Source organism: Aliivibrio sifiae (genome assembly GCF_002954705.1).
GTDB lineage: Bacteria > Pseudomonadota > Gammaproteobacteria > Enterobacterales > Vibrionaceae > Aliivibrio > Aliivibrio sifiae_A.
The window spans coordinates 1,296,748-1,316,685 of the sequence record NZ_MSCO01000002.1 but is presented as its reverse complement, the minus strand read 5'-3'; the positions used below and the strand labels follow the sequence as shown (position 1 = coordinate 1,316,685).

The 19,938-nt window shown below is 38.5% G+C and carries 16 protein-coding genes and 1 pseudogene; 11 read left to right on the top strand and 6 right to left on the bottom strand.

Annotated elements, in window-relative coordinates:
* Positions 1-47: 47 nt before the first annotated feature.
* From BTO22_RS16810 to BTO22_RS16790, 5 genes and pseudogenes are all read left to right on the top strand, one after another.
* A pseudogene (locus BTO22_RS16810) lies at positions 48-845 on the top strand (efflux RND transporter periplasmic adaptor subunit); the annotation flags it as partial.
* Positions 845-1,906 carry an efflux RND transporter periplasmic adaptor subunit gene (locus tag BTO22_RS16805; protein ID WP_105056457.1) on the top strand — a complete coding sequence of 354 codons (1,062 nt, stop codon included), beginning with the start codon at positions 845-847 and terminating at the stop codon, positions 1,904-1,906. The pseudogene BTO22_RS16810 and the gene BTO22_RS16805, both read left to right, overlap by 1 nt.
* The gene (locus BTO22_RS16800) at positions 1,906-4,968 is read left to right on the top strand and encodes an efflux RND transporter permease subunit (protein WP_105056456.1); all 3,063 of its coding nucleotides are present in this window, start codon (positions 1,906-1,908) and stop codon (positions 4,966-4,968) included. The genes BTO22_RS16805 and BTO22_RS16800 overlap by 1 nt, the downstream gene beginning before the upstream one ends.
* 225 nt (positions 4,969-5,193) lie before the next feature.
* Positions 5,194-5,607: a VF530 family protein gene (locus BTO22_RS16795; protein WP_045103503.1), complete on the top strand. Its 414-nt coding sequence runs from the start codon at positions 5,194-5,196 to the stop codon at positions 5,605-5,607.
* Positions 5,608-5,965: 358 nt separating this feature from the next.
* Positions 5,966-6,499, top strand: coding sequence for a type IV pilin protein (locus BTO22_RS16790; RefSeq protein ID WP_061003355.1), 534 nt, complete (start codon positions 5,966-5,968; stop codon positions 6,497-6,499).
* Positions 6,500-6,604: 105 nt separating this feature from the next.
* On the opposite strand, the gene BTO22_RS16785 is transcribed toward BTO22_RS16790, so the two are convergent.
* Positions 6,605-7,324 (bottom strand): SDR family oxidoreductase, encoded by a 720-nt coding sequence (locus BTO22_RS16785; RefSeq protein WP_061003357.1) that lies wholly within the window; start codon positions 7,322-7,324, stop codon positions 6,605-6,607.
* Between the two features lie 161 nt (positions 7,325-7,485).
* Here BTO22_RS16785 and BTO22_RS16780 point away from each other — a divergent pair, with 161 nt between their 5' ends.
* On the top strand, positions 7,486-8,391 hold the full coding sequence (locus BTO22_RS16780; RefSeq protein WP_105056455.1) for a LysR family transcriptional regulator: 906 nt from the start codon (positions 7,486-7,488) through the stop codon (positions 8,389-8,391).
* 52 nt (positions 8,392-8,443) lie between these two features.
* Here the strand turns inward: BTO22_RS16780 and BTO22_RS16775 are convergent, their stop codons facing one another.
* Positions 8,444-8,656, bottom strand: coding sequence for a helix-turn-helix domain-containing protein (locus BTO22_RS16775; protein ID WP_005421814.1), 213 nt, complete (start codon positions 8,654-8,656; stop codon positions 8,444-8,446).
* 11 nt (positions 8,657-8,667) lie between these two features.
* On the bottom strand, positions 8,668-9,198 hold the full coding sequence (locus BTO22_RS16770; RefSeq protein WP_061003359.1) for a DUF2975 domain-containing protein: 531 nt from the start codon (positions 9,196-9,198) through the stop codon (positions 8,668-8,670).
* 256 nt (positions 9,199-9,454) lie between these two features.
* Between BTO22_RS16770 and BTO22_RS16765 the strand changes: the two genes are divergently transcribed.
* The gene (locus BTO22_RS16765; RefSeq protein WP_105056454.1) at positions 9,455-10,777 is read left to right on the top strand and encodes a diguanylate cyclase domain-containing protein; all 1,323 of its coding nucleotides are present in this window, start codon (positions 9,455-9,457) and stop codon (positions 10,775-10,777) included.
* Here BTO22_RS16765 and BTO22_RS16760 read toward each other — a convergent pair.
* Genes BTO22_RS16760 through BTO22_RS16750 form a run of 3 tightly spaced genes read right to left on the bottom strand, consistent with a single transcriptional unit; the run spans position 10,761 to position 15,564 of the window.
* Positions 10,761-12,761: a diguanylate cyclase domain-containing protein gene (locus BTO22_RS16760; protein ID WP_060991960.1), complete on the bottom strand. Its 2,001-nt coding sequence runs from the start codon at positions 12,759-12,761 to the stop codon at positions 10,761-10,763. The genes BTO22_RS16765 and BTO22_RS16760 overlap by 17 nt on opposite strands.
* Positions 12,758-13,351 (bottom strand): YfiR family protein, encoded by a 594-nt coding sequence (locus tag BTO22_RS16755; protein ID WP_105056453.1) that lies wholly within the window; start codon positions 13,349-13,351, stop codon positions 12,758-12,760. The genes BTO22_RS16760 and BTO22_RS16755 overlap by 4 nt, the downstream gene beginning before the upstream one ends.
* Before the next feature lie 2 nt (positions 13,352-13,353).
* Positions 13,354-15,564 carry a TonB-dependent receptor plug domain-containing protein gene (locus BTO22_RS16750; RefSeq protein ID WP_105056452.1) on the bottom strand — a complete coding sequence of 737 codons (2,211 nt, stop codon included), beginning with the start codon at positions 15,562-15,564 and terminating at the stop codon, positions 13,354-13,356.
* A 592-nt stretch (positions 15,565-16,156) separates the two neighbouring features.
* Between BTO22_RS16750 and BTO22_RS16745 the strand changes: the two genes are divergently transcribed.
* The 4 genes from BTO22_RS16745 (at position 16,157) to BTO22_RS16730 (ending at position 19,930) form a co-directional block, all read left to right on the top strand.
* Positions 16,157-16,600 carry a PTS sugar transporter subunit IIA gene (locus BTO22_RS16745; protein ID WP_061003376.1) on the top strand — a complete coding sequence of 148 codons (444 nt, stop codon included), beginning with the start codon at positions 16,157-16,159 and terminating at the stop codon, positions 16,598-16,600.
* 13 nt (positions 16,601-16,613) lie between these two features.
* A complete protein-coding gene (locus BTO22_RS16740) occupies positions 16,614-18,017 on the top strand; it encodes a PTS mannitol transporter subunit IICB (protein WP_258132656.1) in 1,404 nt (467 codons plus the stop codon).
* 53 nt (positions 18,018-18,070) lie between these two features.
* The gene (locus BTO22_RS16735) at positions 18,071-19,342 is read left to right on the top strand and encodes a zinc-binding dehydrogenase (RefSeq protein ID WP_105056451.1); all 1,272 of its coding nucleotides are present in this window, start codon (positions 18,071-18,073) and stop codon (positions 19,340-19,342) included.
* Positions 19,343-19,411: 69 nt separating this feature from the next.
* Positions 19,412-19,930, top strand: coding sequence for an MltR family transcriptional regulator (locus tag BTO22_RS16730; protein WP_060991965.1), 519 nt, complete (start codon positions 19,412-19,414; stop codon positions 19,928-19,930).
* Positions 19,931-19,938: the final 8 nt, after the last annotated feature.

Sequence of the window (19,938 nt, the reverse complement as noted above, 5' to 3'; positions counted from 1 at the left end):
TCAAATTCACACTTGGTTTTTAAGAAATACTCAAGCAGTGCATTGTCATCTTGGCATCGCTGGATCCAAATGATTTACAACTGGCGTTAGATGCAGCTAAAGCGCAGTTCTCATTGGCAAAAACACAATGGAACCGGGCTAAGAGTTTGTACAGTAAGAAGCTAATCAGCACCAACGATTACGATCAACGTGAATCGCAATACCAAGCGGCATTGGCTAATTACGAGCAAGCAAAAACAGATTTAAGTTATACCGAAATTCATGCGCCGTTCTCTGGCATTATTTCGTATACCTACGTAAAACCGCATCAAATTGTGGGTGAGAAACAAGAGATTTTAAATCTGATTGATAACTCAACATTGGATGTGTCGGTAACCTTACCTATTAGCTATGTAGATTCCGTTTCTATTCCGGCATTAATCAGCAGTGATATGTGGGTAACCATGGATAATGAGCCTAACAATCAAATTAATGGTAGGTTTAAAGAGATCTCAACGCAGCCGAATTTAGACACGAACAGTTATGAAGCGATTGTAACGATGGCCTTGCCAGAAGGACGCAATTTATTAACGGGCATGACAGGGCAAGTTCATATCCCAAAACAGAAAAGCTCTGATTATTTGCAGCTTCCTCAAAGTGCGTGGGTAAGTAAAAATACCAACCAAGGGCAAGTGTGGTTAATGAATGATGAAACAAACACCGTCACTAAAGCGACGTTACCGTTAAATGAGCAAGGGTTGGTGATATCTGGTTTAAACGCGAATGATTATGTTGTGATTGCCGGCGTTGATAGCCTTGTTGAAGGTCAAACAGTAAAAGCATGGCAGCGTGAGGAAGGTATTTAATGAAGCGTTCATTATATTCATTATTGGTACTGAGCCTTTTTATGCTGACAGGCTGCCAAGAAGAAGAAGTAACAGAAACCAGTGAGCCACTTTATATCTCTGGCTTTACAGTTGGTTCGCCTGTGACCCAACAATTTCGCTCTTTTAAAGGCCAAGTGGTTCCTGCTGAGCAAACCCCTATTGCGTTTCGAGTAACAGGTGAGATCCAAGAGGTCTTAGTAAAAGCCGGAGATGTGGTTAAACAGGGCCAACTCATTGCAAAACTAGAAGATAGCAAGGTAAAACAAGCGGTTAATGATGCTAAGGCACAGTATTCGCTAGCGTCAAAACAGTATCAACGCGGTAAAGAATTGAACCGTCGCGCTATGATTTCAAAAGCAGAACTTGATGAGTTATTTGCGAATAGAGAATTGGCTCAAGCGACGTATCGTTCAGCAAACAATCAATTAACTTATACTCATCTTGTTGCGCCATTTAGCGGCAAAGTGCTTGATGTCTATAAAGAGCAGTTTGAACGCGCAGCCGCTGGTGAGCCCATTCTGAATTTGTATCAAAACGATAAAGTGTACGTGCGTATTGATCTTTCAGATAACGTGTTAGCCATGATAAATCCTGAAACCAATCGAGACTCTTATCATCCAATGACCACATTTGTTGGTTTATCTGATTCTTATTCTATGGAGTACTTGGAGCACACGAGTGAGCCGAGTGAACAAACTCAAACTTACGAGATGTACTTAACCATGCTTCAACCGAGTACTGAGATTTTACCGGGTACCAGTGCTACGGTGAATGTGGATATGGTAGAAGCAGGGATCACTTCAATTGATGGCTACCATGTACCCGTAACGGCATTGCAAGCGGGTCAAAAAGCAGGTCTGTTTTATGTCTGGATCATACGTGATGGACAAGCGGTTAAAGTTCCAGTGTCTATTCGCCAAATTAATGGTGAAGGGGCAATTGTGGCTTCTGGTATTACTCAAGGTGATGTTCTTGCCAACTCAAGTTTACGAAAATTACGTGAAGGCAAAAAAGTAACATTAGTGGAGAATAAACAATAATGAACATTGCTGAATATTCGATAAAAAACAAAGTCATTAGCTGGCTATTCATTGTTATTCTAACTATTGGTGGTATCACCTCATTCTTAGATTTAGGTCGCTTAGAAGATCCTGCCTTTACGATTAAAGATGCGATGATTATTTCTACTTATCCGGGGGCAACCTCAAAAGAAGTAGAAGAAGAGCTAACGTATCCGTTAGAAAAAGCGATCCGTAAATTACCTTACATCGATAAAATCACATCGACGTCCTCTAATGGAATGTCACAGATCATGGTGAGTATGAAGATGGATTACGGTCCAGATGAATTGCCACAGATCTGGGATGAAATGCGTCGTAAAATTAATGATTTGAAACCAACTTTGCCTCAAGGGGTTCAATCTTTACAGATCATAGATGATTTTGGCGACGTATTTGGCGTAATGATGATGCTGACGGGTGACGATTATAACTATGTAGAGTTAAAACGTTATGCCGACACATTAACGCGTGAATTAGAACTGATTGATGGCGTAGGTAAAGTGTCTATCGCGGGCGATCAACAAGAAATGCTGTTTGTTGAGATCTCACTTGATCGCTTAGCGGCACTGAACCTAGACATGAACACCGTGGCTGGCCTATTAAACCAACAAAATAACGTGGTTCAGGCGGGTGAAGTATTGGTGAATGGTGAGAGCTTAACCATTCGTCCAAGCGGCACATTAACCACAATTGAATCGTTAGAAGACTTGATTATTCATGGTCGTGATACGGGCAATTTAATTCGTTTGAAAGACGTAGCAACTATCAGCCGTGGTACGCAAGAGAAACCGAGCAATGTGATCCGATTTAACGGTAAAGATGCATTAAATATCGGGTTGTCGTTCGCATCTGGCGTAAACGTGGTTGAAGTTGGTCAACGTGTTCAAGAAGAATTAACCTATTTAGAATCCATTAAGCCAGCTGGATTAGAATTGAGCTATTTCTATAACCAAGCACAAGAAGTTGATACGTCAGTTCGTGATTTTATTATCAGTTTAGGTGAAGCGGTTGCGATTGTTATCGTCGTTCTATTGTTTGCAATGGGTATGCGAAGTGGTTTGATTATTGGTGTTGTATTACTACTGACCGTATTCGGCACCTTTATTCTAATGAGTTACAACAACATTGATCTTCACCGTATCTCATTAGGTGCATTAATTATTGCGCTAGGGATGTTAGTAGACAATGCCATTGTGGTGGTGGAAGGGATTTTAGTTGGCCTGAAAAAAGGGCGTACCAAAGTTCAAGCAGCCGCAGATATTGTAAAACAAACTCAGTGGCCTTTATTAGGTGCAACAGTGATCGCGATTGCCGCGTTTGCTCCGATTGGTCTGTCTGAAGATGCCACTGGCGAATTCATGGGCGATTTGTATTGGGTGTTGTGTTATTCACTGTTTTTAAGTTGGGTAACGGCTATTACGATCACCCCATTCTTAGCTAACTTATTATTGAAAGAAGAAGATAAAAATACGGGTGAAGAAGAAGACGCTTACAAAGGGTTCTTATTTACCGCGTTTGGTTCATCGCTTAAATTAGCGTTACGTTTCCGTTGGTTAACCGTGGCATCGCTAGTGGGTTTACTTGTTGTTGCGGTAATGGCGTTTGGTAATGTGAAGCAGCAATTCTTCCCAGCCTCAAACACGCCAATGTTCTACGTGGATATGTGGATGCCAGAAGGTACAGATATTCGTGAGACAATTAAGCAATCAGAAGCGGTTGAGAGCTACATTAACAAGCAAGACAACATTGAGTTTGTATCAGCGTCGATTGGTCAAGGTATGCAGCGTTTTGCGCTAACTTACCAACCAGAAAAAAGCTATGAAGCGTATGCGCAATTTCAGATCCGAACCACGGATCGCGAATCAATGTTTAGCTTGTTAGAAAACCTGACTAACTCATTAGATAAACGTTTTGATAAACCGACTTTCCAATTCAAAATGATGGAATTTGGTCCTTCGCCAGCGTCTAAGATTGAAGTTCGTATTTCAGGGCCTGATCCTCAGATCTTGCGTGATTTAGCGACCGATGTTGAAGACATTCTAGCGACGGATTCAGGTTCAAGAAACATTCGACATGATTGGCGTGAACGTACTAAAGAGTTAACGCCTGAGTTTAATGAATCGAAAGCGCGTCGTTTAGGGATCTCAAAAGAAGATCTATCAAATACGCTGCAAATGGCATTTGGTGGTAACACATTAGGCACGCTGCGTGATGGGACACATACATTGCCGATTGTGGCGCGTTTGCCAGAAGTAGAGCGCGTGGATTTTGAATCACTGCAAAACGTGAAGATCTGGAGTCCATCATTACAAAGCTACATTCCAGTAGACCAAGTGATTGATGGTGTGAACCTAGATTGGAGTGAGCCTCTTATCCAGCGTCGCGACAGAAAACGCACCATTACGGTAATGGCCGATCACGATTTATTAAGTGATGATACGCCTGCAAGTTTGTTGGCGCGTGTTCAACCAAAAGTGTTGGAAATGCCGTTACCTGAAGGGTATGAGATCAGATGGGGTGGTGAATATGAATCGTCAAAAGATGCACAAGAGTCTCTATTTGGTTCGCTGCCAATGGGTTACTTGTTCATGTTTATCATCACAATGTTGCTGTTTAATTCGTTTAAAAAGCCGTTAGTGATTTGGTTTACGGTTCCGTTATCCATCATTGGTGTGGCGTTTGGTTTATTAAGTACCAATATGCCGTTTAGCTTCACCGCATTCTTAGGCTTATTAAGCTTAAGCGGTATGATTTTGAAAAACGGTATTGTATTGCTTGATCAAATCAATCTTGAATTGTCATCAGGTAAAGATCCGTACATTGCGATAGTTGACAGTGCGATCAGCCGTGTGCGTCCTGTAAGTATGGCGGCGTTAACCACAATATTAGGGCTTATCCCATTATTGTTTGATGCGTTCTTTAGCTCAATGGCTATTACGATTATGGCGGGTTTAGGTTTTGCGACCATCCTGACCTTGATTGTAGTGCCAGTAATGTACGCGATTTTATTTAAGATTAAGCCTGCACCAAGCCACGCATAAACTAACACTGCCTTTGAGTTACTTTTTGCTCACCAATCACAATAGCCCTAGGGTTTATTGTGGTTGGTTTTTTACGTTATAATTTCCTTAAAGATAGTTACTTATATTTCACGGGTTAATACTATATTTTGAGTGATAACCCTGTATAATCCGCCGCCTATTTACTGGTAATATTATTGTCTCTAAGACAATCATTCACGCGTTAGTTAAACTTAGGAATTCGTTATGACTGAAGAAGAAAGAATTGAACTGCAACAGAACAACCCATTACACGGTCTTAAGTTAGAAATCTTACTGCAAGAGTTGGTTGATCATTACGGATGGGAAATTCTAGATACCGCAATGCGTTTAAACTGCTTCAACACAAACCCGTCAATGGCGAGTAGTGTTAAATATCTAAAGAAAACACAGTGGGCAAGAGAGAAGGTTGAAAACTTCTACTTGTATCGTTTTAAACGTATGCCTAAAGCGTCTGATCTTGAATATCAAATGCCTCCACGTTCACGCACATTCGCTCATGGTCTTGAGCCTCGTGAACCAATGGAATTGACGGTTGAATCAATTTTGCTTTCTCAAGCTAAATCAGCGTCAGCACACCAAGCGCGTTCTCAAAACCGTGGTGGTAACTACCGCCGTTAATTGGTATAACGAAATGAACGGGTGTTAATTAAAAGGCACGTTCAGTTAAGTTAAAAATAAAAAGCCAAACAAGGTTATCCCTGTTTGGCTTTTTTTATACCTGTGTTTATTCATTCTCTAGGGTAAAGCAATGGATATTATTGGTATTTAAAATCTTGATTTTGAGAAATAACGACAAATGCTGTTTTTTTATACTTAATTTGCGACAGTGTTAAAAATTAACGATTCAATTACTTATTTGGGTTAAATTTGACGGTATAATGTACCAATAATGATAAAAATAATATTTAGTGCGTTATATAATAGTAAATTATCTCGCTAATTTATAAGGCTATGTTTAATTTTTACGAAGATAAATATGAAAAAACAAGTTGGATTTACTTTAATTGAGTTGGTCGTAGTTATTATATTGTTAGGTATTCTTGCTGTTATTGCTGCACCTAAGTTCTTAGGCATACAAAAAGATGCCAGAGACGCTCGTCTAGAGGGAATGAAAGGTGCGATTGCTTCTGCATTAGAGCTTGGATACGGTGCAATGGTTATTGCCGGCTTAGAGAATAGAGCTTATGTGTCTAATACTGCAGATGATGGAAGCAGTGGGTTGCCAAAGCAGGATCTCCCGTTTGATGGGTGTGAAGTTGGAGGGCCAAATAGCTGTACTTTTAGATATGTTTACCCTGACGCAGACAGTTCGTCGTTACCGATTCTTGTTTCTAATTTATCTGATCAAGATGAGACTGATTGGAAGATTTTACGTGACGGTAGTTCTAGTAATGTTGAAATTTTTATTGCCCCAAAAGAACATGATGATAAAACACAATGTGTTATTCGTTATGGCCCACCGACAAGTTTAGGTGGTGAATATATCCTAGATATTTTACCTTGCTTATAAAAGAAAAGACCATAAAAAGCCAAACAAGATTATCCCTGTTTGGCTTTTTTGTAACTTAATTTTTTATAGTGTAACTATAATATAGTTACGTTTAGTTAGTACTTATTATGGTTGCTGTTTAGTTGGAGCTAAAGCAATCTCACGGATACACACGTTTTGAGGTTGTTGGTAAGCAAAAGAAACCGCACGCGCAATATCATCAGCAGCTAGTACGCCGCCCATGCTTTCTTTCCATTCGCCGTAACCGTCTTTAATGTCTTGAGATGTTGTATGAGACAGAAGCTCAGTTTCAACCGCACCCGGTGCAATCGTTGTAACACGAACGTTTGATAATGCCACTTCTTCACGTACATTTTCAGAGATAGCGTGAACCGCAAACTTAGTACCACAGTAAGCCGCATGGCTTGGGAATGTTTTCTTACCAGCGATAGAACTGATGTTGATGATAGTACCTGTATTGCGTTCCATCATAGGAGCTAAAACTGCTTGCATTCCGTTTAGAAGACCAATAACGTTTACATCAAACATTGTCTTCCACTCTTGTGCATCTTGCGTGTCAATTTGACCAAGAAGCATTGCGCCTGCATTGTTGATTAGCGCATCAACAGGACCAAATTTCGCTTCACCTTGAGCAATTGCAGCATCAAAAGACGCTTTGTCTGTTACGTCCACTTTTACAGAAAGTGAGTTTGGTAGGTTTAAAGCTTCTAAACGCTCAATACGACGAGCAAGAAGAAGCAGAGGATGACCTTCATCGCTTAAACGACGTGCGATTGCTTCACCAATACCAGAACTTGCACCAGTAATAACAACTAATTTTTTCATCTTCTATTTCCTTAATAAATTCAATAAACAATCGAACCAGAACCCTGCTTCGTTGCGATGGAGGTATATTACTGAGAACTTTATTGTTGATATATAGTCATTTGCTTGAAACTCTGTTGCTGTACTGCAACAATAAGAGGTCTCTTTACTGTGGTGGCTTTATGATCAACCAAATCAATCTTACTGATATTCGCTCTTTTGTACTTATTGCTCGTTTAGGTAACTTTACTAAGGCAGCTGAAACCTTAGATGTTTCTCGCTCTCATGTATCACGACAAATAAGTAGTCTTGAAAAACAGATGGGAGTAACTCTACTTATTCGAACTACTCGTACTTTAAGAATGACCGAAGCGGGTAAGCATTTCTATCAACAGTGTGAACAAGCCCTTCATACTATAGACCAAGCGCTGTTATCTGCTGTTGATGATGTAGAAAAAGTACAAGGAGAGATAAAAGTGAACTGCGTAGGCGGGCACTTAGGTGAGGTTGTTATTGCTGAGATCGTAAATACGTTTATGCAACAATACCCAGATGTGTCGATCAGTTTAGATTTTAGTAGTAACCGAGTTGATTTGATTGAGGAAGAGTTTGATATTGCGTTTCGAATGGGAGTATTAGATGACTCAGGGTTTATCGCTAAAAAATTATTAACTATAGAAATGGGAACATTAGCAAGCCCAAAGTATTTAGCTCGACGAGGCCGACCGTTACATCCTAAAGAGTTAAATCAACACCATTGTTTAACAGGTTCTGTGCGTAAGTGGCATTTTGAATCAATTAAGACAAAAGAACATTATGACGTGACGGTTAAAGGAAATTTACAGTGTAAAAATGGACGGGTATTAGTTGCTGGTGCAATAGCAGGTAACGGCATTATTCGTGTACCTCTGATTTATTGTCAACAAGAATTGGATGAAAAGAAACTTGAGCAAGTGTTTGAAGAGTGGGTGATCCCTAGTGTCGATTTCTCAGCTATTTATCATCGCGATCGTTATCAACCTAAGCGAATAAGGACATTTATTGATTTTGTGAAACAGCATTCAGAGTTATTTACTCGCATAAATTAAAAAAACGCCATGAGACACATATGAGTGAGTCATGGCTATTTATTATCGAATATTATTCTTCTTCTGCTTGGTATTCTAAAATATCCGCAGGCTGACATTCTAAGTGTTTACAAATGGCTTCTAAGGTTGAGAACTTTATTGCCTTCGCTCTGCTATTTTTTAGTACAGATAAGTTTTGCTCAGTGATACCAATTAATTGAGCTAGCTGATTTGAGCGCATTTTTCGCTTAGCTAACATGATATCGAGGTTTACAACTATAGGCATACATACCGTCTCTAGATTGTGAGTTCTTGTTCTTCACGGATAAGGCTTGCTTCTTCCATCACTTTCGCGATAACTCGCACGATTAAGCCAACGACTAACATACTGATTTCACTGTCTGAAATGTTAAACCCACCTTCTACATTATCCTCAGTATAAGAGAGAGCAATACTAAGGAGTATATCTGATAACACTTTAACAAATGGCATCATAATTAAGATGTTAGCGATTTTACGATATCTAATGGTGTTATCAAGCGTAAACACTTGCCCTTTCTTGTATAAACGAAATAAAAGTATTAACTGCCATAAGATTGCGCAGGTTAATAGCGTTGGTAGCATGCTTGGCAGATAACCTAACGCTGAACGAGTGAAAGACAGTGGAAGAGTGACTTCAATAGGAAAAGTACTTTGGAATGATTGTGAGTTATAAAGGGTTGCGGCAAACCAAAGGGCAGTGTCCATTAATGGTAAGGCAACAAGCGCAAATCCAAAGACAATAAGCAGTTTTGAACTAAAAGATTGAATGTTATTTAAGTTATTCATGGTATTCCCTAATCATTATTTGTGGTGAGAATATATGGCTCTGGAAAATAAATGTCAATAAATATTTATCGTAAAACGATAACTTATTATCGCCTTGCGTTTTTTGTCTTTAAAGGTAAAAAGGAATATTTACCATCTTTATTTATGAAAAAATGACATTGAGCCATTAATTTAAAAGATTTATTGTCAGTATTGTAGATAGGGTCTAGTATTCAGAATAACGGATTGTTAAATGTTTATTATCAGGATTGATATAATGAATGTTCGCTTAAAATTAGCTCTATTTCTTTTGGTTTTATTCTCTATTTCTATTGTTGGTTCTATATTGACCTTTAAATTGGAATCTTATGGTGATGAGAAGCTTGCTTGGGTGATTCATACCCATAATGTGATTACTGATTCTGAAAAGTTGCTTAGCAGCATGAAAGATGCCGAGACAGGGCAGCGAGGTTATTTGTTAACCCAAGAGATTACTTATCTAGAGCCCTATTACACTGGTATGTCGAATGCTCAAAAAATGTTTCAAGAGCTAAGGTTATTAACCAAAGATAACCCAGAACAACAGGCCGCTCTTGATAATATTGATAAGTCAATAAAACTAAAGTTTGATGAATTAGCGTTGACAGTAGAGTTGACTCAGTACGACAATTTATCCCAAGCACTTAAAGTGGTAAAAGAAGATCGAGGTAAAGATTATATGGATAGCTTAAGAGCTGATCTGACTCAATTTATCAACATTGAGATGATATTGCTTGAAAAGCGTAAAGGGGACTTTAAAGAAAATCGAACGCAATTAGTCACGTTAATTAAAATGCAGATTGTAGTATTAATCTTCTTAGCTATCGCCACTATTTCCTTTATGAAGCGTAACTTGTTTGATCCACTCAACCTTTTACTTTTAAGTACTAAAAAAATGCAACAAGGTGAAAAATTAGAGATTGCAGATGTGGTAGAAAAAAATGAAATGGGCAACCTGCTTGCGGCTTTCTTTAAAATGAATGAAGTGGTACATGAAAAAGCAGAAGTGCTGGCGTATAAAGCACATCATGATGAACTCACAGGGTTACAGAACCGAAGCATGGTGAATACTGAGCTGCAATGCGCTATTCATCATGGAGAGAAAACAAACACTAAAGTTGCTGTTTACTTCTTAGATTTGAATAAATTCAAAGAGATAAATGATTCTCTAGGTCATGATATCGGCGATCAAGTATTAATCAAAACATCACAACTTCTGGCTGAAACAATTCGATCTAAAGATAAAGTTTTTCGATTAGGGGGAGATGAATTCTTGGTTATAGGACAAGATATCTCACAGCATTCTGGAATAAAAAAGCTGACATCTAAATTGTTAGAACAGTTCAAATTCCCCGTTATAATTAACGAGACTTCGATGCTTATATCGCCTTCGATTGGCGTGGCCATTTATCCCGATGATAGCGTCAAAGGAGAGGAGCTAATTAAGTTTGCAGACATTGCTATGTACGAAGCGAAAAAAGAGCAAGGCAATAGCTGTTGTGAGTTTGCTCCGTCAATGCTTAAAAGAGACGTAGACCAACCGCTTAATATTCATAAATAAATTCACTTTGTTGTCTTAAATGATAACGATTTTTTCCTAATAGTTTAGCGCGATACATCGCTTTATCAGCTTGTTGTAACGCGCTTTCTAAATCACTTCTGCTGTATTTATCCCAATAATAAACCCCAATACTTGCCGAGACTTTTGCTGTGTTATTTTTGATTATGATTGGTTGATTAATCGTATCTAAAATATGCTGCAATACAGTATGAATATTATGGTCTTCAGTTGATGTTTCTTTCGATAAATAAATACCAAGTAAGAATTCATCACCAGATAAGCGCGCAACAAGGTCCTTTTGGCAAACGCAGTGCGTTAGTCGTTGAGCAATTACTTTTAATAGCTCATCACCACATTGATGTCCATAAGTATCATTTACGGCTTTAAAGCCATCTAAATCAACAAAGAGCAGATAAGCAGATTCTTGTTGTTGATGTGATTTTATTAGACGTTGATATGCATTCTTACGGTTTGCTAATCCTGTTAACGCATCGTGATTGGATTCAAAACTTAGTCTTTTAAGTTCAAGTATTTGAGTTTGGTCACTGATTGAAACGATAAATGATTCAACTTTATTATCACTATTCTTAATGGTTTTTATGGTAACTAAACAAGGCAGCCAAGCAGAAGTGTCTTTCAGGTTATTGGATAGCTCAGAGCTAGAGACTTCGGCATTGATTTTAAGAAATCCATGAGTGAGTAATTGTTTAAAAACAGAAAAATTCAGGCCGAGAGTTTGGCGTAAATAAAGCTTGTTTAGATTATCAATATCACCAAAAATGCGAATGAATGCGTTGTTTTTTGTCTCTATGTTTAGCTTTCTAGTTAATACGATGACTGAGCTTGGATTTTGATCGAAAATCATCTCAGCCATGCGTTGGCGTTGCTCTGCAAGATAACGAGCACTGATGTCTTCAATATGAATCAGTGAGTTGTTGACTCCTGCAATAGGGTAGGTCGACACTTGGTATAACTGATTGGTCAGTTGATGACGAATTATGATCGGTTCTAAACGTTTGTGTTGTTCAATGTGTTCTTCTAGTGCTAATAATTTATTTATAGGTTCGAAATCATTGAATATGGCGCCAAGTGGGGCAGTGATAAGTTCAGTAGACGCATCTTGCTCATCATGGGTAATATAAGGCAATAATCGACGAGCAGCTGGATTGTAATAAGTGATTTTTTTATTTGGGGGAACAACTAATAATCCTTGTTCAAGAGAATCAAGCACTTGGTTTATATAATGGTTTTTATCTTCTAAATGCTGAAATGCTTGTGATAATAAGCTATCTCGATGGCTAAGATTATCTAGCATGTCATTAAAACAACGAGTCACCATGCCAAGTTCATCTGGATGTATGACTTCTAAGCGTTGGTTTGTTACCCCTTTTTTTATCACACTTTGCATCGAATGGAAGATAGATAATAAAGGGGTTGCGATAAGTCGATGTACTCGGTGAGCAAAAAACAAAGCAAATGCTGATAACAATACGCTTGTGAATAAGAAAATGGTGATTATTTGATTGCGTTGTTTAAACATCTTGTCTTTTGACGCCCACACAGTAAGGTTTCCCAGATGTTCATTATCAAGTGTTATTGGGTGAGTGATGGCAAAAAATATAGAACTATGGCAGTTAATATTTTGATTAATCCATTGGCAATTACTTGGCAAATTATCAAGCTTTGCAAACACTTCTTTGTTTGCGCCTTCGACATAGGCAGCAATGACTTCTGGGTCAAACGACAGAGCATCCATTTGGTCTAACCCTGTTTGCTTATCATTAAATATCAATGCGCCAGATAAGTTGCTTGCAATTCCTTGAGTTAAAATAGACGTTCGAGTGTATAAATTTGCACTGTGAGTAATTCCAACAAAATGAGCAACGCTGGCACCTAAAATGATGGTGCTAAGCGTTAACAGTGTCCAAATAGGATAAATGACTTTTTTGCGTAGTGGTAACGCACTGAACCAATGATGGATCATTGTTTTTCCTTAGTGCTAGCGATTTCTGAAACGGAAAGTAACTGTGAACGTAAAGAGAGTTCAGTTGGCGCTAGATTTTCTAAACTGATTAAGGGTTTGATTCGGTTATTCACTTTAATAAAAGCAATCATGCCCCCAGACGAAATGAAGGGTTTTCCATCACCGACTAAAATGGCATGTGGTTGCGCTGTTTTAAATTGTTGAATTTTAAGTGGGTTATTGGAATTTGAATAAATGATATGGCAGTGATGTTGTTTAATATCATTTACTGATGAATAAGGTATAAAAACGGCTTGAGCCGGTTTTTTATTGATTAAAGCTTCTAGGGTATAGCTGACATCTAAGGACGCTTCTGAGCAGAAGTTGAATTGCTTATTTGTGGGTGCAAAGTTTCCCCAAGAAGTTAAAAAGGCGAATCTAAAGAGATAAACGGCTTTTAGCTCATGGTCTTGAATATTTTGGTTACTTGCTTGGAGCGAAAAACTACTGATTGGAAGAATGAGTAAAAGGATCAGGCACACCATCACTTTATGGAAAAAACCATAAAATGGTGGTGATAATGAACTTGCCCGTGCTTTTACTTTGAGCATAGCTATATGAAGTTCCAGCTCAATTCAGCATAGTATTGAGTACCGTTAGCAAAAGGATTAAATTGTTCTGAGTATTCTTTTACTTGGTCATTTCCTAGGTTTTCAGCACTGATTTTTATGCTTGGCCATGTTGGTTTGTGTTGCCAGTGAATTGACATGTCGAGTGTAACTAACTCTGGCCATACAAGATAATCCTCGCCATAGCTTTGATATGCGGCTACCAATTTGTCATCAGGCTTAGAGGCTGAAACGTAGTTAACAACAGAAGAACCCCAAAGTGTTGGATGGATATCCCACATCAGGTGCAATGTTGCATAGTGATTTGGTGTGTTTTCAAGATCTAATATTGGTAGATCGTTTGAACCACAAACAGATCCAGAACACTCGCCTTTAATCGTTTTATAGCTGTAGTTGGCATTAACTTGCAATACGTTAATTGGCTGCCATTGCATACTTAATTCACCCCCCATCGTCTCTTGAGAAAGAGGGTCGATGAGTTGGGCATACATATCATGAATGACAGTACCAATAGCACCGTTTGAATGATCTTGGGAGATATAAACAAATCCCCCCTGATTCTGATACGCCCTTACATTATCGTGTTGACTATAAAATAGGCTTACACTGAACTGAAATTGGTTATGTTGCCAATAGCGATATCCAATTTCATAAGTATCAACGGATTCCATTTCTAGATCACGATTACCTAAGTATTTATAGGCTTGCAGATAATCAACAGGACCAATCGTGCCATTTACAGGTTTGTCATAAACATTTCCCGTTGCTGGGTCATAATAACCACATGAGCTACAAGAGTAATTTTCTTGAAACTGTGAATCTAACTCTAAACGAGCAGGTGTAATAACCGATCGACCCCAACCTATCCATAAGCGTTGATTATCCGTCAGTTTTTGCAGCAATCTAGCTTGTGGTTGAGAATAAAGCTCTTCAGTTATATTGGTATGCTGCCAGCGATTACCTAATGTAACCTCTGTTGATTCAGTAAGATTTATGGTCCAGTTAGCATATAAACCATAGCTTTCATTTAAAAATTCATGCTCTTCAATTGTACGGACATAAGGCGATAGGTATTGTTCTTGCTCTGAAAATTGTGCGTATTCTTCATCGATAATACGTACGTTCGCACCAAGAGTCAGTATTCCCCAATCTTGAGTATTAAATGTATAACGACTGTCTAAATCTATACGAGTAAAACTTGCCGGTTCATTGGTGCTATCAGAGTCACTGTAGGTTACCCAAACCTGATTCTCCCATTGGTCGCCATCTGATTTTTCATGAAGGTATTGAATGCCAGCAAAGAGTTCTTGAGAATTCATTTCTGTTATAAACGCATCATAATCATCTTGATGTGATGCCGGATCCAAAAATGCAGGAGTATAGGTTAACCATTGATAGTCTTCGCGTGATCGAATACCACCAAATTGAATCGAAACGGTATCTTGAAGATTTTGGTAGTCAGCACGTAAGCCAAATCGCTCAGTTTGTACTTTTAAGTCACGTAATTCTTTAAGGTGAGCGTCTTCATCGGTAAAAGGAGAGTGGTTTAATAATTCGATATAACCAGAGAGATGTGTGCTCTCGTTAAGTTGTATATTGTGATGCGCTTTGTATTCACGATAATCATAATTACCTACTGAGGCACTTACTTGTGCTTTAGGAGCACTTTCAGCATCTTTAGTGATGATATTTACAACGCCATTAACTGCGTTTCCACCCCACATAGTACCTACAGGTCCTAATACAACTTCAATGTGATCAACATTGTCTAAGCTTACAGGTAGAGTATCCCAATTTACGCCAGAGTAGAGGGGGTTAACGACACTGCGACCATCAATCATGACAAGTAATGTGTTGTTCTCACCTTGGTTTTTGCTGCGTGCAGAAATCGTCCAATCATAATCTGAGTACTTTGTGACATGAAGACCAGGAGCAAGAACTAATACATCTGCGATTGAGCGAGCACTAGAGCGCTCAATTTCTTTAGCGGTAATAACATGCACCGAAGCAGGGACATCAGATAAGCTCAATGACGTCTTAGTGACAGTGACTACCTTGGTGTCAGCTAATGAGTCTAATGGCATATTCAGCAATGCGTCGAGTTCATCGAATCCATCCTCTGTATTAGCAATAACAGGAAAAGACATAAAGAGGCATAGAGCATACAAAAATGGGATTCGAGATAGCGTCGGCATAATGTTCCATTAACACCAAATATAATTAATTTAAATGCAGGGCATAAAGTAAATACCCATTTTGTGTATTTTGAATTAAATCTTATATTTAAGATATTTTTCAGAAGTTTATTTCATTCAAAATGCGAGTGATCGTGAAATAAATTACATTTTAAAATGTTAATTATTTTGTGGCTTATATTTTAGGAGGAAGGAGTGACATTTATTGGTTATTTAGTGACAAAAAGAAGTAATAAATATAGCTAAAGTGATGATTCTCACATTATAGCCTTTATTCATTAGGTGAATTAGAAAAGTAAAAAACGCCAGCTATCACAAGTTTACACCTGTCAATTGGTCAAGCTTGATTTGTATCGCAAAGTGGGTTTTATATTATTTTACTGTAAATGTGCGTCATGTCGGATTTAGCTTATTGAAATGTAGTAAAAATAAAATATGTAATTTTATTTCATGTCTATTTTGAGGGTTGAGGCATTTTAAAATGATTGACTCGTATTATTTGGAGAGGTTCGTCACAACTCTTGGTTCATTGCGGAGTGACCTCATATGTATTGATAATAGAACTATCAAATACAAACCAAAAGGCACGCTCATGTTATACGATTTAATTGACCATGATCTTATCGATGTTGTTAATCACAATAGTGATGCGTGGGAAGACGCAGTGAAAACGACAACCAGTTACCTAGAGAAAAAAGGTTATGTAACTGCAAATTATGCCGAGGCGATAATTCAATCTACTTATGATAATGGACCTTATTATGTTCTTTGCCCAGGTATTGCTATGCCACATGCTCGCCCAGAAGCGGGAGTATTAAAAACAGGTTTAGGCATTCACATATTTCCAACCGCCATTGAATTTGGTTCTGACCTTGGTCCTGCAAATATCTTATTAACACTTGCTGCAACAGATCCAGATACGCATATTGAAGTCATTCAAGCGTTAAGTGAAATGTTAGTGGATGAAGAAAATATCGCAAGATTAACCGCCGCCACTTCAAAAAATGAAGTGCTCGATATTATTAAAGCGTACTAAGAAGGAACGTCACGTGACAATAAATTTTAGAGCAAAAGTGCAAACCTTTGGTGGTCATTTGACCGCAATGGTGTTACCAAATATTGGAGCCTTTATTGCTTGGGGCTTTATTACCGCCTTATTTATTCCAACTGGTTGGATGCCAAATGAGCAGTTTGGTGAAATTGTTGGTCCTATGATTACCTATTTACTGCCATTACTTATCGGTTATACCGGAGGTCAGTTAGTTGGTGATAAACGTGGAGCGGTAGCCGGTGCTATCGGTACGATGGGGGTTATTGTTGGGGCTGATATTCCGATGTTCGTTGGTGCAATGATCATGGGGCCACTAAGTGCTTGGGCGATTGTTCAGTTTGATAAAAGGGTTGAGCATAAAATCCCATCAGGTTTTGAAATGGTGGTTAATAACTTCTCATTAGGCATTATAGGCATGATTTGCTGTTTGGTTGCTTATGAAGTTGTTGGCCCTGCGGTAACTGCTGCGAATCTTTTTGTGAAATCAGGTATCGAAGCGCTTGTTGCTACAGGATTCTTGCCTTTATTAGCTGTAATTAATGAGCCTGCAAAAGTGCTCTTTTTAAATAACGCGATTGACCAAGGTATTTATTATCCTTTAGGTCTACAAGCTGCCGCAGAAACCGGTAAATCTATCTTTTTTATGGTGGCATCTAACCCAGGGCCTGGTCTTGGTATGCTATTAGCGTACGCAAAATTTGGTCAAGGTTTAAGTAAGCGTTCAGCACCAAGTGCGATCATTATCCATTTCTTTGGTGGTATTCATGAATTGTATTTCCCATACGTATTAATGAAACCAATCATGATTTTGGCAATGATTGCCGGTGCAGCAACAGGTATTGCAACGTTTAACTTGCTAGGTGCTGGCTTAGTTGCGGGTCCTAGTCCAGGTTCGATTTTCTCTTACTTAGCGTTAACGCCAAAAGGTGGCTTTATCGCGATGATTGCAGGTGTTGCAAGTGCTGCGGTTGTCTCTTTCTTTGTAGCTAGTGCGATTCTTAAAATGAGTAAGAAAGAAGGTTCAGAAGATGAGTTTGAACAATCTATTACTAATATGAAAGAAATGAAAGCAGAAGGTAAAGCACAACCACAAGCAGTAACAGAAAAGGAGAATGATCGACCAATCCAATTCGTCGCTTTTGCTTGTGATGCAGGAATGGGTTCAAGTGCTATGGGAGCATCGACTTTTAAGCGTAAATTGGTTCAAGCAGGGTATGACATTGAGGTTAAGAACTTCGCGATAGAAAAAGTGCCAAGTAATGCTGATGTGGTAATTACCCATGAAAGCTTAGAAGACAGAGCAATAAAAGCCACAGGCTTACCAGTAATTACAATTACTAATTTCTTAAATGACCCAGCGCTTAATGAACTGTTAAATAAGATTGAGCAGCAACAGGCCTAACCTAAATTAATTTTTGAGAGGTGGACAGCACCTCTTTATTTGGAGATACGATCATGGTTCAAACAACGGCTGCGGTTATTTGCGGTGAAAAAAATATCCAATTACGAACGTTCGATTTACCACACATCTCAGCAGATGAATTATTAGTTAAGAACATTTCAAACAGTATTTGTTTGTCGACTTACAAAGCCGCTTTGCTTGGCAGCAAGCATAAACGAGTTCCTGAAAATATAGCTGATGTTCCAGTGATTACAGGACATGAATATGCAGGCATTATTGTTGAGGTTGGTGAAAATTTAAAAGAACAATTTACTGCTGGGCAGCCTTTTGTTCTTCAACCCGCGATGGGATTACCGACAGGGTACTCCGCGGGTTATAGCTATGAAACATTTGGCGGTAATGCAACGTATTCGATTATACCTAAAATTGCGATTGAATTAGGCTGTGTGCTGCCGTACAAGGGATCATATTTTGCTAATGCCTCTTTAGCTGAACCAATGTCGTGTATTATTGGCGCTTTCCATGCAAGCTATCATACAACTCAGTATGTATATGAGCATGAAATGGGTATCAAAGAAGGTGGAACGCTTGCTCTATTAGCTTGTGCTGGTCCTATGGGCATTGGTGCTATTGATTATGCAATTAATGGCCCAGTGAAACCAAGACGAATTGTCGTTACTGATATTGATGAAGAGCGCCTGTCTCGTGCAGAAAGCTTAATTCCAGTAAGTGCGGCAAAAGCTCAAGGAATTGAACTTATTTATGTTAATACTATTGAGATGGATGATCCTGTAGCTTACTTAAAATCTCTGAACGATGATCAAGGCTATGATGATGTCATGGTGTATGCAGCAGTAGCACAAGTACTTGAACAAGCTGATGATCTTCTGGGAAATGACGGTTGTTTAAATTTCTTTGCTGGTCCAACAGATAAAGCATTTAAAGTCCCATTTAACTTTTATAATGTGCATTATGAATCAACCCATATTGTAGGTACGTCAGGAGGTTCGACAGGAGATATGTTGGAATCCCTTGAACTATCAGCTAACAATAATATCAATCCATCTTTTATGGTTACGCACGTTGGAGGACTACAAGCTGCGCCTCATACTATTTTGAATCAATTGGATATTCCGGGTGGAAAGAAACTTATTTATCCTCATATAGATTTGCCGTTAACTGCAATTGATGAGTTTAAGTCACTCTCGGACCAAGACTCATTTTTTACTGAGTTAGACGCAATATTAGCGAAGAATAACTATGTCTGGAATGAGCACGCAGAAAAAGCATTATTAGAGTTTTATGACGTGAGTTTTACGGTTTAGTTCTATGAAGTTTATGTGGTAGCCTTGAGCCCTGCTTGAGGTCGCCACATATAATAGAGAGGTTTTACGTTGATACAAAAAATTGAATTGTTAGAAGGGCTAGAGGCATGTGAAAACGCAACTGATTTTCTTCTGGTTTCTAACAAATTAATTAATCTCAAATTAAAAGCATTACTTCCAAACGTCTTTGTTCAAGACAAATTGGTTATGGAATATGCTGTGGAGCCTCTTTTAAAAGAAGATGGTCCGCTTGTGACGACTGATGTTATGTCTAAACTGATTTTAGCTATGGGTAAGATTTCATTGGGAACTTACGCAGATATTGGTCTATATCATCAAGTGCTAGAATATGCAGAAAGTCAGTCAGATAAGGTGTCGTTTGGTCATGATATGGTTTATGACTTTATTACAAATCAAGCGATACTCTCAACACAGCAAGATAGTTTTTATATTGAATCAATCAATCAATTAAAGTTTTCTTCTTTTGAAATTTTCTCTCAAATGAGATACGAATCTCTGATCAAAACGGTACTTAAGCTGTCTTGTGAAATGTTGCTAGAAAAAATCGAAGAGGAAATAACGAAGTAAGGTTTCGT

Coding starts and splice junctions, on each gene's coding strand:
- BTO22_RS16805 (WP_105056457.1), top strand. CDS start 845: ATGAAGCGTTCATTATATTCATTATTGGTACTGAGCCTTTTTATGCTG.
- BTO22_RS16800 (WP_105056456.1), top strand. CDS start 1,906: ATGAACATTGCTGAATATTCGATAAAAAACAAAGTCATTAGCTGGCTA.
- BTO22_RS16795 (WP_045103503.1), top strand. CDS start 5,194: ATGACTGAAGAAGAAAGAATTGAACTGCAACAGAACAACCCATTACAC.
- BTO22_RS16790 (WP_061003355.1), top strand. CDS start 5,966: ATGAAAAAACAAGTTGGATTTACTTTAATTGAGTTGGTCGTAGTTATT.
- BTO22_RS16785 (WP_061003357.1), bottom strand. CDS start 7,324: ATGAAAAAATTAGTTGTTATTACTGGTGCAAGTTCTGGTATTGGTGAA.
- BTO22_RS16780 (WP_105056455.1), top strand. CDS start 7,486: ATGATCAACCAAATCAATCTTACTGATATTCGCTCTTTTGTACTTATT.
- BTO22_RS16775 (WP_005421814.1), bottom strand. CDS start 8,656: ATGCCTATAGTTGTAAACCTCGATATCATGTTAGCTAAGCGAAAAATG.
- BTO22_RS16770 (WP_061003359.1), bottom strand. CDS start 9,198: ATGAATAACTTAAATAACATTCAATCTTTTAGTTCAAAACTGCTTATT.
- BTO22_RS16765 (WP_105056454.1), top strand. CDS start 9,455: ATGAATGTTCGCTTAAAATTAGCTCTATTTCTTTTGGTTTTATTCTCT.
- BTO22_RS16760 (WP_060991960.1), bottom strand. CDS start 12,761: ATGATCCATCATTGGTTCAGTGCGTTACCACTACGCAAAAAAGTCATT.
- BTO22_RS16755 (WP_105056453.1), bottom strand. CDS start 13,351: ATGCTCAAAGTAAAAGCACGGGCAAGTTCATTATCACCACCATTTTAT.
- BTO22_RS16750 (WP_105056452.1), bottom strand. CDS start 15,564: ATGCCGACGCTATCTCGAATCCCATTTTTGTATGCTCTATGCCTCTTT.
- BTO22_RS16745 (WP_061003376.1), top strand. CDS start 16,157: ATGTTATACGATTTAATTGACCATGATCTTATCGATGTTGTTAATCAC.
- BTO22_RS16735 (WP_105056451.1), top strand. CDS start 18,071: ATGGTTCAAACAACGGCTGCGGTTATTTGCGGTGAAAAAAATATCCAA.